We start from the raw sequence: 17,355 nt of genomic DNA on the forward strand, positions 1-17,355 counted from the left end.
TCGTTTTCTTATGGTTTTTCCCCGATTTCCGACTGCTGCGCATGGCTCGGCGCCATGCCCTCGTACTTTTTAAATACCCGGCGGAACGTCGCGTCGTTGCCGAAGCCGGAGGCGACGGCGACCTCCCTGATGCTCAGGTGCGTCTCGTTTAACATCCGTTTAGCCAGCAGGATGCGCTTCTTGTTGACGTAATCGAGATATCCCATGTGGAACTGTTCCTTAAAGTAACGACTCAGGTAGGTAGGCGTGACGCCAAGACGGCCCGCGAGGACGCTGAGGCTGAGCTGTTCGTCCGTGATGTGCTCGTCGATCAGGGAAAGCATCTCCTCCGCGAAAGCGCTCTTCGTCTGCTCGATGCGCTCCCGATGGTACGCGGCCGCCTGCTTTAGGAGTTCGCGCGTCCCGGCCACGCGGGCCTCGATGGCAGCCTGAGGCGGAAGTCCCTTGAGCCTGCGAGAAAGATAGCCCTTGCCGTCGTCCGTCTTGATCGCTGTCCATTCCACGGCGACGAGCAGTTTGCCCCGCGTGTCGGCACGACGGTTCATCTGGAGCAGCTCGTCAAGCAGCGAGAGCGTCTTTTCCGCATTTCCTTCACGGAGCGCGGAGAGCAGCGCCTTTTCGAGCTCCGGCGGATAGTACAGCGTCCCGGGCTGCCGGTTTTCCTGATAGAAGCAGATAGAGGACTCCAGCGGACGCAGAAGCATAGCTTCCCGCGCTTCCCGCATCGCCTCCGCGAGCATGTCCGCGCCCTCGCAAACCCGGGAAAAGCACGCGCAGGCGCACAGGGATCCAAGTGCATGGTAGACGAACCCGTCCAGCGATTCCCCCTGCCAATTCAGAACCACGACGAATTGATCCCGCTGCCTGAGCGGGTAAAACTTGATCGCGCGCCCTTCCTGCAGCGCGGAAAGGCGGTCGGGCACCTTGGCGGGATCGGAGACGTTCACCAATACGGCGACGGCAAACCGGTCGTAAGGCATGGGCAGGTCCAGCAGCTCCAGCGCCATCCCCTTAGACAGAGAGCCAAACGACGTGTCCCCCTCCAGAAGGTGCGAAAGCGCTGCGTATTGCAGCATGTCCCGGCTTTCCGCCATTCTGCTTTGCAGGTTCTCCTGCTCGCGCAGGATGTCCAGCAGTTTCTTTTCCACGCCTTCCATGTCCTGGCGGGTGGGTGCGCCGCGGGTAAAGCGCGCGCCAAGCGTGGCGAGCAGACGCTCCATGGGACGGTAGTTGATCGCAGCGAGTTCCCAGGAGAGTGCCAGTCCGATAGCGGTCATCGCAAGCAGGATCAGACCCATGGCAAACATCAGGCCGTGTACTTCGCCGTAAAGCGCGTCGCGCGGCAGCAGGGCGCACAGCGTGAACCCGGAGGGAGCGCTGCGAAGCCGGAGCAGTTCGTACGGCGCACCCGCAAGCGGGAAGACCTTGCCGTCCTCAGAACATTCCAGGCAGGCGGAGAGCAGCTCATCCCGCCGCAGGTTGCCTTCGAGTGCCTGAATAAGTGTCCCATCCGGCGCGAGGAGAGCCGCCGAAGTGCCGGGAAAGAGCGCCAAATCCTCCAAATACCCTTTCAGCGTGTCGGCACCGGCAAAGAAGATCACCGTCATCAGCGGTTCGCCCTGCGTTCCGTTTTCACCCGGCTGCACCCAGACGACGCCTTGCTTCGCGTAGCCAAAGTTAAGGACCTTTTTTCCATACAGCGTGCCGCCCGCGCGAAAGAGCTCCTTCCACTGCGCAGAGGTGACGTCCTGTACGTGAAACTCGTCCTGAAGGAACCAATCGAGATTCCAGAGTCCTAAGGAAGAGATGACCAGGTTCTTTTTCGGGAAGCAGACGGCGATTTCATCAAAGATCGGACTGCCCGCGCAGTGAAAGACGAGCTGGGTCTTGTATTCGTGCAGGTCATCCACGTTTACCCGGCTGTAGTCCACCGTCTCACCCTGCATGTACGTCAGCTTTCGCAGCAGCAGCGTCTTGTTAAAGAGGGTTACGATGTTCTTCCGGTTCTCAATGTCCCGTTCCAGCCGTTCAGCGGTGTTCTGCATGGCCGCCTGATAGGTCGATTTCGCATTTTTGACAATATTTATGCGCGCCCAGTGATAGCCCAACAGGCAAAACAGAAAGGTGGGTATCAAAAAGAGTGCCATCAAGGTCGCGAACATCTGGAATCGTACCGTCACCTTTTTCCTCATGTCTTGCCTCCATCCAAACTTTTTTCGCATTTCATCTAAATCATAGAGGCTTGTTTTGCACAAGTCAAGCAAAAAATAGGGAAAAAGACCCCTGAGGCAGACAGAGCTTGTCTATTGACAACATAGAGAGAATCAGATCATGTGCAAGGACGGCCCGAAACAAAAAAGACCCTTCGCACACCTGCGTGGCGAAAGGTCTTTGAAGAAAGCTAAGTAGGGATCACCTGTCGCGGCCGCTTTCCTTGCCCGGAAATTCCACGATCTTCCCCCTGTCCCGCCGGGATACCCTGCGCACCGCGTGCGCGTTTTTTAGCGTCTTGATCGCCGCACGGATGCGCAGGCGGTTGACCGCGCTCAAGAACAGCAGCAGCAGCGTGATGCATACGAGCCATCCGAGACGCGGATAGCCGCGCACGGCTGCGACGCAGGTGATGATGGCGGACACCGCGCTGAGCAGGGAGAGGCACAGCATGGAGGCCTCGTTTGTATAGCGAAGACGGCGCTTGCGGCTGTTACGCATCGATCACTCCTCCAGTTTATAGGGGGTCGGTTTGCGGTTTTTGAAGGTGACGCCCCACTTCAGCCCGGCGGAGACGGCAATACGGCGGGCGTCGTCGAAGCGATAGGCCAAATATTCCGGCGCGTGCGCGTCCGAACCGAGCGTCACGAACTCCCCGCCCAGTTCTGCGAAGCGGCGCAGGATGTCCCAGCCTGGGATGGGGGAGTCGGTCTGCTTGAGCCCGGAGGTGTTGATCTCCAGCGCCTTGCCGTTTTGCGCCAGGAAGCGCAGCAGCATGTCGATGTGATCCGGCGCATGCCGCCAGCGCAGGGCGCGGACGGCAGGCGGATAGGGTGCGAACTTGCCGCAGTAGCCCAGGTGCGCGACCGCGTCGTAATCGCGAAAGTGCAGCACGCTCTCCAGCTTTACCTCCACATAGCGGCGATAGGCCTCCTCCTGCGTGCGTCCCTCGAAGAAGGCGCTGTCGTAGGGATCCAGCCCGTCCACGAGGTGGAGGGAGAGGAGCCGGAAGTCGAGCGGCAGGGGATCGATCATGCGAAGAATGTCCTCGCGCAGGGCGGCGTTGTCGCCGATCTCCAGGCCCGTGCGGATGACGAGGCCGGGGTATTCTTCCCGGCAGCGCGCAATGTCCGCAAGCCAGGCGTCGAAGACGGGCGGCTGATCGCAGATGGGGTGGCCGGGATCGATATGGTCGGTCACGCAAAACTCGCGTACATCCTTCGCGAGTGCCGCGTCGCAGATGAGTTCGAGCTCCGCCGTGCTGTCCGGCGAGTGCTCGCTGTGTACATGGTAGTCTGCCCAAGACATCGAGCGTTCCTCCTCCGTCGTGGTTCATTCATGGGGATCTCCTTCATCAATTCGACGTTCGAGGGGCAAATCCTCCGCCATGCGGGCGCTTAACAGACATACGCCTTTCCTTTTTGCGTCAGATAGAGCACGCGCTCTTTCACCGGGATGCCGGTGATCTCCGCGAGCGCCTGCGCGTACAGCGTGATCTGCGGGCGGTAGCGCGATAGCACCTGTGCCGCGTCCTCTGCGCTGTCCGTCTTATAATCCAGCAGAACCCATTCTCCTTTTTCGATAAAGCAGCAGTCGATGACGCCCTGCACGAGCGAGACGCGCCCTTTGTCGTCCGCCCTGCGCCAGTTGAAGGGCCATTCGCGTTCCACGCGGGGAGACAGGAGCATCCGCTGCCCAATGGAACTAGAAAAAAATGTAAAAATATCGCTTTCGCGCAGAACTTTGCGCTCTTCAGGCGTGAAGACGCCGTCCGAGCAAAGCGCATCCAGCGTGCGCCTGATCTCAGTCAGGGCATTTGATCCCGCTGCGCGCAGGCGCGGAAGGTCCATGGCGCGCAGGGCGGCATGGAAGAGCGTTCCGCGCTGAGCGCCGCTGAACGCGCGCTGCTCCATGTACAGCGGCCGTCTGACGATTTCAGGCAGCTCCTCTTTTACGTGCGGCGCACGCACGAGCGCGGAAACGCTCGTCTTTGCGGGCGGCGCCGCCGCATTCTCCACATCCGGCCGCCAGCGAAGCGCCCGAGCGACCGGTCCGGGGGGGACGTCCGCCTCTTCCAGCTTAAACAGGGACTCGCGAAGCTTTATAGCGCTGTCGCCCGCATTCTCCAAAGAAGGCGGCGCGCGGTGGATGGAAAGCTGCCAGACGGCGTCGCTCGTCTCAAGCGTCTGCGAGGCCCGCAGCTCCGCTCCGGCATGAACCAGGGGAGGCATCAGCATGTCCAGCGGCGTGGCGATGGCGCGCACGGAGAGCGCATCCATCGGCTGAGCCCATTTTGCAAAGCGCTTTTGCGCGTTCTTTGCCCGGCCCACGAGGATCAGACGGTCGCGGGCGCGCGTCATGGCGACGTACAGGATGCGCGTCTCTTCTGCCAACGATTCCCGCTGCATCCGCAGGCGAATCGCCGCCTGCATGAGGGTGGGGCGCACGACGCGAAGCTCCGGGTCGATGCACTTGACGCCGATACCCAGCTCCGGGTGGAGCAGCATGCGCTCGTTCAGGCTCCGGGCGTTGAAGCGCTTGCCGAGGCCGAGCGCGATGACGATGGGGTACTCCAGCCCCTTGCTCTTGTGCATGGACAGGATACGCACCACGTCTTCGCCTTCGCCGAGCGTCTTGGCGGTGCGGCTGTCCTCGCTGCGCCGCAGGTGCTCCGCAAGGCGCAGGAAGCCGTACAGCCCGCCGCCCTGAGTGGATTCGTATTCCTCCGCTCGCAGCACGAGAAGACGCAGGTTGGCCCGCCGTCCGGCCCCTCCGGGCAGCGCGCCGGCCCGCGCGTACAGGCCGGTTTCGTCCATGAGGCCCAGCATCAGGCGCGAAAGCGGCTGATAGCGCGCGAGCATACGCCACCTTGAAAGCGACGCATAGAACACAAGAAGCCGCCTGCCGAGGGCGTTTTCCTGCTTAGCATAGGCGCGGGCAGCGTCGGAGTAGCTTCCCTCCGGCTGCGCGATGCGAACCTCGGCCAGCTCCTCGTCCGTCAGCCGCACCGCAGGCCCGCGCAGGACAGCCAGCAGCGGTTCGTCCTGCGCGGCGTTGTCGATGACGCGCAGGAGGTCGAGCATCATGCGCACCTCCGGCATGTCGAAATAGCCTTCGCCCGCATCGCAGAACGCCGGGATACCCTGTGAAAGCAGCAGGCGCGCGACCTTTGGGGCGCTCTGCCGGGTGGAGCGCAGGAGGATGGCGAAGTCGCGGTAGGTGACAGGTCGGAAGGCGCTCTGCTTTTCATCCCACAGCGGCGTACCCAGCAGGGACCTGATGCGCGCGCAGGCGAGCGAGGCCTCCTGCTCGACGCCTTCGATCGGCGCGTCCTCGTCCGGCGCTTCGTCTTCGGGCTCGTCCGTTTCCGCGGCGTCCTCTTCCGTGATGAGGTGAAGCTCGACCGGCGGGTCGCTGTCGGGGTGGGTCAGGCCGGGGTAAAGGCGGGCTTTTTCGTCGTACTCGATCTCGGTGACGTTCGAGCGCATGCAATAGGAAAAGACCGCGTTGATCGCTTCGAGGATGTTTTTGCGCGAGCGGAAGTTGCGGTTGAGGTCAATTCGCCGCTCTGGCGCGCCTTCCTCGTCCGAAAAACGCGCGTACTTTTGCAGAAACAGCCCCGGATCGGCCTGGCGGAAGCGATAGATGCTCTGCTTCACGTCGCCGACAAAGAAAAGGTTGTCCGCGCGCGCGATGCGCGCGAGCAGTGCCTCTTGTATAGAACTGGAATCCTGGTATTCATCCACGAAGATGGCGTCGTAATGCGCGCGCAGAGACTGCGATACCGCGTCATCGGAGAGCGCGAGCAGCGCCTTATGCTCCAGATCGTGAAAGTCCAGTAAATTTCGTTCAGCCTTCGCCGCTGTGAAGAGCGCATGATAGGTCTTTACCAGCGTGCGCAGGCCGCACAGCGCGGGCGCCATGCAGGCCATGTCCTGCGCCGCCTCCTCTGGCGAGGATTCGAGCAGCTTGGAAAGCTTCTTTTGCAATATCTCCTTGAGCGCGTCCCGCGCCTCGCGGAAGGCGCAGAGGGCGTCGTCATCCAGCGCCTTCGCGGCCTTGCCGACGGGCAGACGCGCGAAGGAGAGGGAGGGATAGGCCCGTTGCAGGGGGCCGTAGCCCTTTTCGCTGTGCGCTTGAAGCTGCCCGACGATTTGCGCGTCCTGTTCCGCGACGGCCTCGTGCGCGGGAGAACCTATCGCTGCCTTGCGTTCTGCATTCAAAAGTCGTTCGCACTGTGCGAGCTGGGCGCGCGCCTCTTCCAGCAGCGCGGCGGCGGCGGGCGAGCGCTCCACCTCCTCAACGCTCATGCGGTTGTCCGCGATTGCCTGGTCGAGCCAGGGCCAGGGATCGCTGCGTGAGAGCAAAAAGTCGTACAGCGTATCCGCAGCGGCGGCGATTTCCTCGTCCGTCATACGGGCAGAGAGCGCGAGAAAGTCCTCGTCGCCGCTTTCGTAGCAGGCGTCGATGGCGTCCGCAAGCGCGGCTTCGCGCAGCGGCTGCACAGCGCTCTCGTCTCCAAGACGGAAGGAGGGATCGACGCCAGCCGCCTGGAAGTGTGCCCGGAGGACCGTCATGCAGAACTTGTGAAGCGTGCAGATGTCTGCGCGTTCCACGAGCGCCGCCTGCGCGCCAAACGCTTCGTCGCCCGCGTCTGCGGCGCTGCTGAACGCGGCGAGGATGCGCGCGCGCATTTCCGCGGCCGCGGCGTTGGTAAACGTGACGATCAGCATGCGGTCGATGGAACCGCCCTCGCGGCAGAGCGCGAGGATGCGCTCCACCAGCACGGCAGTCTTGCCGGAACCGGCGGCTGCGGCAACCAGCAGGCTGCTGCCGCGCGCGTCGATAGCGCTTTGTTGTTCCTTCGTCCACATGGCGATCCCTCCGTAAACCCGATGTACGTATTGTATTGTTTCACGTGAAACATTGCAAGACGGTATGCGGATGTTTCACGTGAAACAATGAATCGAGACCGCGTTTCCCGTTTGCAGAGCAGAGGCATAGTATGCTGAAAAGGGGAAATCGCAATTCGGCATCCACGACCGCATTGTTTCACGTGAAACAAGCGCTGGAATAGGGCGAAAAGATTTGGTTATATTATTGCTTGAATTGGTGGATTGTGGTATGATAGAACGTGCGTAAATTGCGTTCCGACCGCGGAACGTTCAGCGCCCGGACGATGACGTGCCGGGCAATCAGGCGGACGGATCCCGTCCGCGCGTCGCGGACATTCGCGACGCACAAATTAGGCCCGGTGGACTTGCGCGAAAGCGAATTCTGCCGGACCATCCATTCCGGCGTCCATCGCCGGTCAAAAAGAGGAGGAACCCTACATGCCGCTCATGCCGGAATATAATAGGGAATCGATCAAGACTTCCATCCTGGGCAAACTGCAGCGCTACGACGGCTGCTCGCTGGAAGAGGCGACGCCTAAGCAGGTCTACAAAGCGGTCGCTTCGACCGTCCGCGACCAGATCATGCAGAAGTGGCGCTTTGAGAAGGAAGCCCGGAAGAACGAAAAGGCGAAGCGCCTGTACTACCTGTCTATCGAGTTCCTGACAGGCCGCTGGCTGCACAACAACATGCTCAACCTCTGCGCAACGGAGGATTACAAGGCCGCCTTCAAGGATCTTGGCATCAAGATGGAGGATGTGCTGCGGGAAGAGCCGGAGCCCGCGCTGGGCAACGGCGGCCTGGGCCGCCTCGCCGCCTGCTTCATGGACTCTCTGGCGACGTTGGACCTGCCCGCGATGGGTTGTTCCATTCGCTACGAATACGGCCTCTTCCGCCAGCGCATCGTCGACGGGCAGCAGGTCGAGCTGCCGGACAGCTGGCTCGAATACGGCAACTCCTGGGAGATACCCGCCCTTGAGGATGCGGTGGAGATTCACTTCGGCGGCACGGTCGAAGAAGAATGGGTGAACGGCCAGCTGCGCGCCACGCTGAAGGATTACAAGACCGTCATCGCCGTGCCTTACGACATGCCGGTCGTCGGTTATGACTCCGACGTGGTGGACTGCCTGCGCATGTGGAGCGCCCGTTCGCCGCAGCGCATCGATCTGGCGTCCTTCAGCCGCGGCGATTTTGCGCGCGCAGCGGAGGAACGCGAGCTCGCGGAGGTCATCTCCAAGGTGCTCTACCCGGAAGACAAGCATTACGAGGGCAAGATGCTGCGCCTCAAGCAGCACTACTTCTTCACCAGCGCGACGCTGCAATACGCGATTAAGGATTATAAGCGCACCTACGGCCCGGACCTTTCGCACCTGCCGGACAAGGTCGCCTTCCACATCAATGATACGCATCCGGGCCTCGTAATCCCGGAGCTCATGCGCATCCTCGTGGACGAGGAGGGCCTTTCCTGGGAGCAGGCGGAGGATTTGACGATCCGTTCCGTCGCCTATACGAACCATACCATCATGCCCGAAGCGCTGGAGCGCTGGCCCGAAAGCATGATGCGCGACGTGCTGCCGCGCATCTACGCCATCCTGCAGGAGCTCAACCGCCGCCTGTGCGCCCGCCTTTTTGAGCGCTTCCCGGGCGAGTGGGACCGCATCGGCGGTATGGCGATCCTGGCGTACGATCAGGTGCATATGGCCAACCTGTGCATCGCGTACAGCCACAGCGTGAACGGCGTGTCGCAGCTTCATGGCGAGATCCTCAAGGAGCAGACGTTCCATGACTACTATACGGTCATGCCTGAAAAATTCTCCGCCATCACCAACGGCATCACTCCGCGCCGCTGGCTGATGCTGGCGAATCCCGGGCTGTCGAGCCTGTTGGACGAAAGCATCGGGACGGGATGGCGCCACGACATCGCTGAACTCAGAAATGCGCTGCCTCTGCGGGACGACGCGGCTTTCCGCGACGCCTTTGAAAAGGTTAAGTATGGGAATAAGGTGCGCTTCTCCGAATGGCTGGAGCGCAAGCAAGGCGTGAAGATCGATCCGGCGACGATGTTCGACGTACAGGTGAAGCGCCTGCACGAGTACAAGCGCCAGCTGCTCAACGCGATTCATATCCTGGTGCTCTACAACCGCATCGACGCGGACCCGAGCTACGAAATCGCCCCGCGCACGTTCATCTTCGGCGCCAAGGCGGCGCCCGGCTACGCGCGCGCCAAACAGATCATCCGCTTTATCAACGTCGTGGCGCAGCTGATTGAACGCCATCCGCGCGCGAGCAAGATGATCAAGGTGGTCTTCCTCGAAAACTACGACGTCTCCACCGCCGAGATGCTGATGCCTGCGGCGGAGGTCTCCGAGCAGCTTTCCACCGCGAGCAAAGAGGCTTCGGGCACGGGCAACATGAAGTTCATGATGAACGGCGCGGTGACCATCGGCACGATGGACGGCGCCAACGTCGAGATTCACGACGAGGTCGGCATCGACAACATCTACATTTTCGGCATGCGCGCGCACGAGGTCGAGGCGCTGTACGCGGCGGGCACCTATAACTCCGCGCTGATTTTCGAGACGAACCAGGAGATCCGCAAGGCGCTCACCATGATGATCGACGGCTCCCTGACCCCGGATAACCCGATCGTCTTTCAGGATCTCTATCACGCGCTGCTGTTCGGCGAGTACGGAAACATGGCCGATCCCTATCTGGTGCTCAAGGATTTCGGCTCCTACTCGATGGCGCAGCGCCGCCTGAATGACGACTACCTCAACCGCGAGAAATGGCTGCGCATGGCGATTACGAACACCGCCTGCTCCGGCGTGTTCTCCTCCGACCGCACGATTGAGGAGTACAACAGCAAGATTTGGCATCTGAAGGCGCTCAAAAGGCATTAAACCTTTTCCGGCAAAGCGGCGTTACTCCGCTTTGCTTTTTTTGTAGTAACCGGAGCTGTGCAAAGAAATCGAACATACATTCTGATTTGTGCGGGCAAAAAAATATATTTCCCGATATTTTCTGCTTGACAATCGGATCGTCCTGCGCTAAAATACAGACAACTTCAAATGAAACCGCCAAGAAGAGAGGAGTACACGCCCTCGATTCATCGAAGCGAGCCGCGGAGAGTGAGAGCGCGGCATGATAGAAGCGTGGAATGGGCTTTTCGAGGGTCTTCCTGAAATACGAAGTAGGGAGGAACGGGGGAGCGAACCCGTTATCAGGTCGCAGCGCATGCTTGTGCGCGCAGAGTGGACCGAAAGGTCAATATGAGTGGTACCACGGATAGAAAAATCCGCCTCATGCTTTAATAAAAGCATGAGGCGTTTTTTTATCGGACCCCAGACGAGAAGAGAAAGACGAGAAGAGAATGGAGGAACCCCCACATGAAAAAGCTGCTTTGCGTCCTGACTGCCCTTGCGATGATGATGACCGCCTGCCTTGCGCTCGCGGAGGAGAACTACACCATCGGCATCGCTCAATTCGCCGTACACGGCTCCTTGGACAACTGCCGCGAAGGCTTCCTGGCCGGGCTCGCGGAAAACGGCATCGTGGAAGGTGAAAACCTGAAGGTCGAATACCAGAACGCACAGGCGGACATGGGCATCACCAACCAGATCGCCCAGCAGTTCGTGTCCGAAAAGGTCGATCTGATCTGCGCCATCGCCACCCCGATCGCCCAAGCCTGCTTCAACGCTGCGGACGGCACGGGGATTCCGACGATTTACACTGCGGTGACCGATCCGGTCGCGGCCATGCTGGCCGCTGCGGACGGCACGCCGAGCGGCAACGCCACGGGCACCAGCGATACGCTGCCGATCGAGGCGCAGCTCAAGATGATCCGCGCGCTCATGCCGGACGCTGCAAAGATCGGCATCCTCTATTCCACCAGCGAGGTCAACAGCGAGAGCGCGATCAAGGAATACGAGGCGCTGGCCCCGAACTACGGCTTTGAAATCGTCGTTTCCGGCATCAGCGCCACCGCGGACATCCCGCTCGCGCTCGACTCCCTGCTGCCGAAGGTGGACTGCCTCACGAACCTCACGGACAACACCGTGGTTTCATCTCTTGCCGTGCTGCTGGACAAGGCAGGCGCTGCGGGCAAGCCGGTCTTCGGCAGCGAGGTAGAGCAGGTGAAACTGGGCTGCGCGGCGAGCGAGGGCTTGGAGTACTTTGAACTGGGCAAGCAGACCGGCGCGATGGCCGCCAAGGTGCTCAAGGGCGAGGCAAAGGCTGAAGAGATCCCGTATGAAATCATCGCGGGCAGCAGCCTCTACGTAAACTACGAGGCACTCGCTGCGGTCGGCATCACCCTTCCGGAGAATATGACCGCGCGCGCTATCGACGTTTCCAAGTTGTAAGACGATCTCCGGGCGAAAGACCGCTGCGGGAGGAAATTTTCCGGGCATCCCATCCCTGCGCGTCGGGGGTGGGTTCCCGCGCGCAGAGGCGAGGTCATCGCGCCGTCCCCTCAAAGCGGCGCGCCGGGCAGATGAATTTTCAGGGAAAGGGCGGAAGCCCGACGAGGAGGCCCGAAGATGGGTATTGTGCTGGGTACGATTGAACAGGGACTGATTTACGCGATCCTCGCGCTGGGCGTGTACATCACCTATAAAATTCTGGACTTTCCCGACCTTTCGGTGGATTCCAGCTTTCCCCTCGGCGCGGCGGTCACGGCGGTGTTGATTTCGCACGGCGTGCATCCGTTGCTGACGCTGCCGGTCGCGACGCTGGCTGGGGCGCTGGCGGGCGTGATCACGGGCGTCATCCACGTGAAGTGCCACGTGCGCGACCTGCTTTCGGGCATCATCACGATGACGGGCCTTTATTCGATCAACCTGCGCATCGCGGAGGGAAAGGCCAACCTGCCCATCTTCGGCTCGCCGACGCTCTTCAAAAACGATCTCACCGCGGCGCTCCCCAAGGAGCTGGCCGCGTATGCTCCCGTTGTGATCCTGCTCGCGTTGGTGATCCTGTGCAAGCTGATCCTCGACTGGTTCCTGCGCACGCGCGCGGGCTACCTGCTGCGCGCGGTCGGCGACAACCCGACGCTCGTGACGTCGCTTGCAAAGGACGGGGGCATGGTCAAAATTCAGGGACTCGCCATCGCCAACGCCTTTGTCGCGCTCTCCGGTTGCATCATGGGCCAGTACCAGCGCTTTTTTGAAATCTCGATGGGAACGGGCGCGATCGTCATCGGCCTTGCCTCCGTCATCATCGGCACCAACGTGTTCCGTAACTTCACCCTCATGCGTGCGACGACGGCCGTGATCGTCGGCTCCATCCTCTACAAGGCGTGCGTGGCGCTCGCCCTGTCGCTCGGCCTTTCGCCGCAGGACATGAAGCTCGTCACCGCCGTGCTCTTCCTGCTCATCCTCGCGCTGGGCGAGATCAGGAGAAAGAAGGTGAAGGCCCGTGCTTGAGCTGAAACACATCACGAAGATCTATCAGGCCGGCACGGTCAACGAGACCTGCCTGTTCGACGACTTCAGCCTCGCCGTGCCGGACGGGCAGTTCGTCTCCGTCGTGGGCTCCAACGGCTCCGGCAAGACCTCCATGCTCAACATCATCTGCGGCTCCATCGACATCGAGGAGGGACAGGTGCTCGTGGGCGGAAAAAACATCGCGCGAATGAGCGAATTTCGCCGCCACCGCACCGTGGGCCGCGTCTATCAGAACCCCGCCATGGGCACCTGCCCGACGATGACCATTCTGGAAAACATGGCGCTCGCGGACAACAAGGGCAAGCCCTTTAACCTGCGCCGGGGGACGGACAAGCGACGCGTCGAGTTTTACCGGGATCAGCTTTCGCGCCTGAACCTCGGGCTCGAGGACAAGCTGAACGTACGCGTGGGCAGCCTCTCCGGCGGCCAGCGGCAGGCGATGGCGCTTTTGATGAGCACGATGACGCCGATCGACTTCCTGATCCTCGACGAGCATACGGCGGCCCTCGACCCCAAGACCGCCGAGACCATCATGCAGCTGACCGGAAAGATCGTGACGGAAAAGCGGCTGACCACCATCATGGTGACGCACAACCTGCGTTACGCGGTGGAGTACGGCGATCGGGTGCTCATGATGCACCAGGGCAAGGTCGTCTACGACAAGGCAGGCGCCGAAAAGCAGGAGGTTACTACCGACACACTGCTGGGTCTTTTCAACGAGATCAGCATTGAGTGCGGCAACTGACGCGGGCCTCTGCTTCATTTTAATAGGAATTCTATACAAAATCTCCGCTTTTGTGCGGAGATTTTGTATGTTAAAAGTTGTATAATGAATGCATCTGGGTTATCCCTTGAAAATTCGGGAGGAAGCATATGATTTACGAAAAAAACCGTGTGAAGGATTTGAAGATCGCCTATGTGGGCGGCGGGTCGAGGGGTTGGGCGTGGGGATTCATGACAGACCTCACGAACGACGGACAGCTTTGCGGCACCGTCCGGCTCTACGACATCGACCGGGAGGCGGCCGAAAAAAACGCGCGGATCGGGCGCAGGCTGTCGGAGCATCCGGAGGCGAAGTCCCGGTGGAGCTATGAGGTCAGCGGTTCCCTGGAGGAGGCACTGGCGGGCGCGGACTTCGTCGTCATCTCTATCCTGCCGGGCACGTTCGACGAAATGGAATCGGACGTTCACCTGCCTGAGCGCGTCGGCGTGTACCAGTCCGTTGGGGACACGGTAGGGCCAGGCGGTCTCGTGCGCGCCCTGCGCACGCTGCCCATGATGGCGGAAATCGCAAGAGCGGTCAGGGATTACGCGCCGAATGCCTGGGTCATCAATTACACCAATCCTATGACCACGTGTATCCGAACGCTGTACGCCGTGTACCCTGAAATCAAGGCCTTCGGCTGCTGTCATGAGGTGTTCGGCACGCAAAAGCTTTTGTGCGCCATGCTCGAGGATCTCTGCGGCATCGCGGGCGTCGGGCGCGAGGAAATCAAGACCAGCGTCACCGGCATCAATCACTTCACCTGGCTCACCAGCGCATCCTATCGGGGAACCGACCTGTTCCCGCTCTATCGAACGTTTGCGCAGAAATACCGCGAGAGCGGGTTCGTCAAGGGCAAGGACGACAACTGGATGAACAACTCGTTTGATTGCAGCCACAAGGTCAAGTTCGACCTGTTCCTGCGCTACGGGCTGATCGCCGCGGCGGGAGACCGGCACCTGGCCGAATTCTTGCCGCCTTGGTACCTGAAAAACCCGGAGACAGCGCGTGCATGGGGCTTTTCGCTGACCCACGTCGCCTGGCGAAAGGAAGATCTCAAAAGGCGGCTGGCCCGGCAGGCGCGGCTGCTCAGCGGCGAGGAGGCGCTGGAGCTGAAGGGCTCCGGCGAGGAAGGGCATATGCTCATCAAGGCGCTGCTCGGCCTTGGAGACCTGGTCTCAAACGTCAACATCCCCAACCGGGGGCAGGTGGAAAACCTGCCGCTGGGCGCGATGGTGGAGACGAACGCGCTGTTCAGGCGGGACGAAATCAGTCCCGCGCTCGCGGGCGCGATCCCGGCGGGCATCGACGCGCTGGTGATGCGCCACGTGCTGGGGCAGGAAGCGACGGTGAAGGCGGCGCTTTCCTGCGACCGGGAGCTGGCGTTTAACGTATTTATGAACGACCCGCAGATGGGCGGCGTGGGCTTGGCGGACGGCAGGGCGCTGTTTGACGACATGATTCATAATACCCTGACCTACCTGCCGGAGGCCTGGAGGGCGTAAAATGCTGGCCATCGACAAAGCCGATGGCCTCGTGCAAGATGAATAAACATTTTGCACGAATGTCACGGGAGATGTTTTCCTCCGCAAATGCTGCGCATTTGACTACGGAAAACGCCCCGCCCGACAAGGACGCGAAGCGTCTAGGCGCGTCGGCAGCGCATAGCGCTCCGCAGCGCCGTACCCTGCGCCCGAAGGGGGCAGGGCGCAGCAGGCAAAGCCGGTCGATACGATTCCCCATGAAGGGGAAACTTCCCCTTCATGCATCCCCTTTTACAAGACGATACTTTGTCAACAGTTTGAAATGGGGGCGCGGCTTTTGCCGCGCCCCCATTTCCATCATAACAGCCCCGCGATCAGCGCCATGACCCAACCCGGAATGCCCGGGTACACGCTTCGAATGAGCGCGCGCGCCGCCTCCCCGTCAAACGTAGAGGATGGGAAGCTGCGCGGGTCCGGGCCTTCGTCCACCAGCGTGTGCAGGCCGTTTACGATGCGCCCAATGGCTACGGGCGCGTCCGCGTAGTAACCGACGGCGACGCGCGATCCGCCCGCGACAGCGCCCAGAGAGTAGACGCCCGCGCTCAGCGCCCCCCAGGACACGTACCCCAGGGCGATGGCGCCCATCGCGAATGTGCCCAGGGCAATGGTGCCGCAGGCGACGGCCAGTCCCAGCGCGAGCAAGCCGAAGGCGAGCAGGCCCAGAGAGACGAAACCGATGGAAAGCAGCCCCATCGAAACGAGGCCGATGGAAACGACGCCCTGCGAGACGAGGCCGACCGCGATCACGCCCCGCGCGATGCGGTGGTTCTTGCCAAACCCCGCGTGCACGCACACGAGGGGCAGGCTGCCGATGCGGGCCTTGCTTTCGTAATGCACGACCCGTCGCCCGGCGGGGAGCGTGATGACAATTTTCTCCGCTTCCCCCTCCGCGTCGGGGGCTTCCTCGGGCGCCCCCTCTCCGGCGTCAGGAGCGCGCCCGCGCACCAGCTCGTCCAGCGAGACGCCGAGCAGCTCGCACAGGCTCAGCAGCTTCTCCATCTCCGGGCAGGCGGCGTCCGACTCCCACTTGGAGACGGCCTGACGCGAGACGCCCAGGACGGACGCGATGTATTCCTGCGAGTAGCCGCGCTGTTTGCGCAGCGTGTAAAGGTTCTGGCCTAAAGACAATACAATCACCTCGAAAAGAAGCATAGCACATCGCGCGAAAAAGCGCTACCAAGCGGCGTTTGCACATTGTCAACCAGCGGTTGCACCTGACAGAACATGGGTGACCGCCCGCCGTGCGCGACGATATTCGCAGCGTACCGGGCAAAAAGGCCGCGCAGCCGCGCGGCCTCTGGACATGAATTTTTTTCGACGACCCTGTGCAAAATCAACCCGGACGATCATTCCCAGGCGAGCGGGTATTCGTCCAGCGCGTAGTCCAGCTTCTTGCCCAGATCGACCAGCTTTTTCGCGATGCGCAGGGCGTCCTCGCCGCCCTCCTCGAAGGGGGTCGGCATGAAGTCGTTGGACTTCTGGATCGAGCTGATGCGGCAGGGAATGATGCGCATGCCCGCGTCCTCTACCGTACCGTCGGGCCTCACCCGGATGCGCTGCTGAAAGATGTAGGTGTCCATATCGGAGGGCTTTTCGTTGCCCGCGAACGAAAAGTTGCCCAGCGAATAGCAGATGTACTTGCCCTTGTAGTATTCGATGGGATTGATCCGGTGGCTGTGGTGCCCCAGCACGAGGTCCGCGCCCGCGTCGATGGTCGCGCGTCCAAGGGGGACCTGGCGCTCGTTGGGCGCGTAGTCCTTCTCCTCGCCCCAATGATAGCTCACGATGACGATTTGGCAGCCGTCGTCGCGAAGCGTCTGAATGTCCTTCGGCATGTTTTCGTAGATCTCCGGGTACTTGCCGTTGAACGTCTGATAGCTGAGCATGCCGATCTTGATGCCCGTTTCCGTCGTAAAGACGCTGGAGCCCAGATGCCCGCTGTAAAGCACGCCCGCGCCCTGAAGCGCCTCGCAGGTGTCCGAATAGCCCTGCTCGCCGTGGTCCATCACGTGGTTGTTTTCCAGCGATACGGCTTCGATGCCGCTGCCCTCGAACATCGCCGCGTATTCCGGCGGGGCGGAGAAGACGAAGGAATTGTTCTTCTTGTCCTTGCCCACAGGCGCGGTGGTCAGGGTGCCCTCAAAGTTGACGATCGTGAGGTCGTCGGCGTTGAAAATGTCTTTTACGTTCCGAAAGGGGAAGGTGATGTCCTCATCCTGCTTGGCGAGCTGCTTGTCGAAGATGCTCTTTCCGCTCTTGCGCACGTCGCCGCCGATGGTGACGTCGCCCGTCGCGCTGATGGTGACGAGGATGCTGCCGTCTTCCTCATAGGGCGAAAAGCCGCCGTCCGCCGGCTCCTCCGGCAGCTCGTCCCCGGCGATGTATTGCAGGCCGAAGCCGGAGGCGTAACAGAAGGATGGAAGGGCGAAGGCGAAGAGGCAGGCGAAAAGGATGGCGAAGACACGTTTCATAAAGACAACCTCCTGGCGGATTCTGTTAA

Annotated in this window: 11 protein-coding genes and 1 other annotated feature; of the genes, 5 read left to right on the forward strand and 6 right to left on the reverse strand. The window is 61.2% G+C overall.

Annotated features, from left to right (window positions below; all coding sequences use genetic code 11):
* Positions 1–8: 8 nt before the first annotated feature.
* The 4 genes from C1725_RS01240 to addA form a co-directional block, all read right to left on the reverse strand.
* On the reverse strand, positions 9–2,192 hold the full coding sequence (locus C1725_RS01240; protein WP_346026220.1) for a helix-turn-helix domain-containing protein: 2,184 nt from the start codon (positions 2,190–2,192) through the stop codon (positions 9–11).
* 220 nt (positions 2,193–2,412) lie between these two features.
* A complete protein-coding gene (locus C1725_RS01245; protein ID WP_102409876.1) occupies positions 2,413–2,712 on the reverse strand; it encodes a hypothetical protein in 300 nt (99 codons plus the stop codon).
* 3 nt (positions 2,713–2,715) lie between these two features.
* Positions 2,716–3,519: a histidinol-phosphatase HisJ family protein gene (locus C1725_RS01250; protein WP_102409877.1), complete on the reverse strand. Its 804-nt coding sequence runs from the start codon at positions 3,517–3,519 to the stop codon at positions 2,716–2,718.
* 89 nt (positions 3,520–3,608) lie between these two features.
* Positions 3,609–7,085, reverse strand: a complete 3,477-nt coding sequence (gene addA, locus C1725_RS01255; RefSeq protein ID WP_102409878.1) for a helicase-exonuclease AddAB subunit AddA — start codon at positions 7,083–7,085, stop codon at positions 3,609–3,611.
* Positions 7,086–7,544: 459 nt separating this feature from the next.
* On the opposite strand from addA, the gene C1725_RS01260 reads away from it, so the two are divergent.
* The 5 genes from C1725_RS01260 to C1725_RS01280 all read left to right on the forward strand — a co-directional run bounded on the left by C1725_RS01260 (position 7,545) and on the right by C1725_RS01280 (position 14,816).
* Positions 7,545–10,004 carry a glycogen/starch/alpha-glucan phosphorylase gene (locus C1725_RS01260; protein ID WP_346026221.1) on the forward strand — a complete coding sequence of 820 codons (2,460 nt, stop codon included), beginning with the start codon at positions 7,545–7,547 and terminating at the stop codon, positions 10,002–10,004.
* A 168-nt stretch (positions 10,005–10,172) separates the two neighbouring features.
* Positions 10,173–10,410, forward strand: a binding site (T-box leader).
* 80 nt (positions 10,411–10,490) lie between these two features.
* A complete protein-coding gene (locus C1725_RS01265) occupies positions 10,491–11,465 on the forward strand; it encodes an ABC transporter substrate binding protein (RefSeq protein ID WP_102409879.1) in 975 nt (324 codons plus the stop codon).
* Between the two features lie 177 nt (positions 11,466–11,642).
* On the forward strand, positions 11,643–12,527 hold the full coding sequence (locus tag C1725_RS01270; protein ID WP_102409880.1) for an ABC transporter permease subunit: 885 nt from the start codon (positions 11,643–11,645) through the stop codon (positions 12,525–12,527).
* Complete coding sequence (locus C1725_RS01275) at positions 12,520–13,293, forward strand: ATP-binding cassette domain-containing protein (RefSeq protein WP_102409881.1); 774 nt, start codon at positions 12,520–12,522, stop codon at positions 13,291–13,293. Before C1725_RS01270 ends, C1725_RS01275 begins: the two co-directional genes overlap by 8 nt.
* Before the next feature lie 128 nt (positions 13,294–13,421).
* Positions 13,422–14,816, forward strand: a complete 1,395-nt coding sequence (locus C1725_RS01280; protein WP_102409882.1) for a family 4 glycosyl hydrolase — start codon at positions 13,422–13,424, stop codon at positions 14,814–14,816.
* Between the two features lie 336 nt (positions 14,817–15,152).
* Here C1725_RS01280 and C1725_RS01285 read toward each other — a convergent pair whose 3' ends face one another.
* On the reverse strand, positions 15,153–15,983 hold the full coding sequence (locus tag C1725_RS01285) for a helix-turn-helix domain-containing protein (RefSeq protein WP_346026222.1): 831 nt from the start codon (positions 15,981–15,983) through the stop codon (positions 15,153–15,155).
* 218 nt (positions 15,984–16,201) lie between these two features.
* Complete coding sequence (locus tag C1725_RS01290; RefSeq protein WP_102409884.1) at positions 16,202–17,326, reverse strand: CapA family protein; 1,125 nt, start codon at positions 17,324–17,326, stop codon at positions 16,202–16,204.
* Positions 17,327–17,355: the final 29 nt, after the last annotated feature.

This window comes from Beduinella massiliensis, from assembly GCF_900199405.1.
Lineage (GTDB): Bacteria > Bacillota > Clostridia > Christensenellales > Aristaeellaceae > Beduinella > Beduinella massiliensis.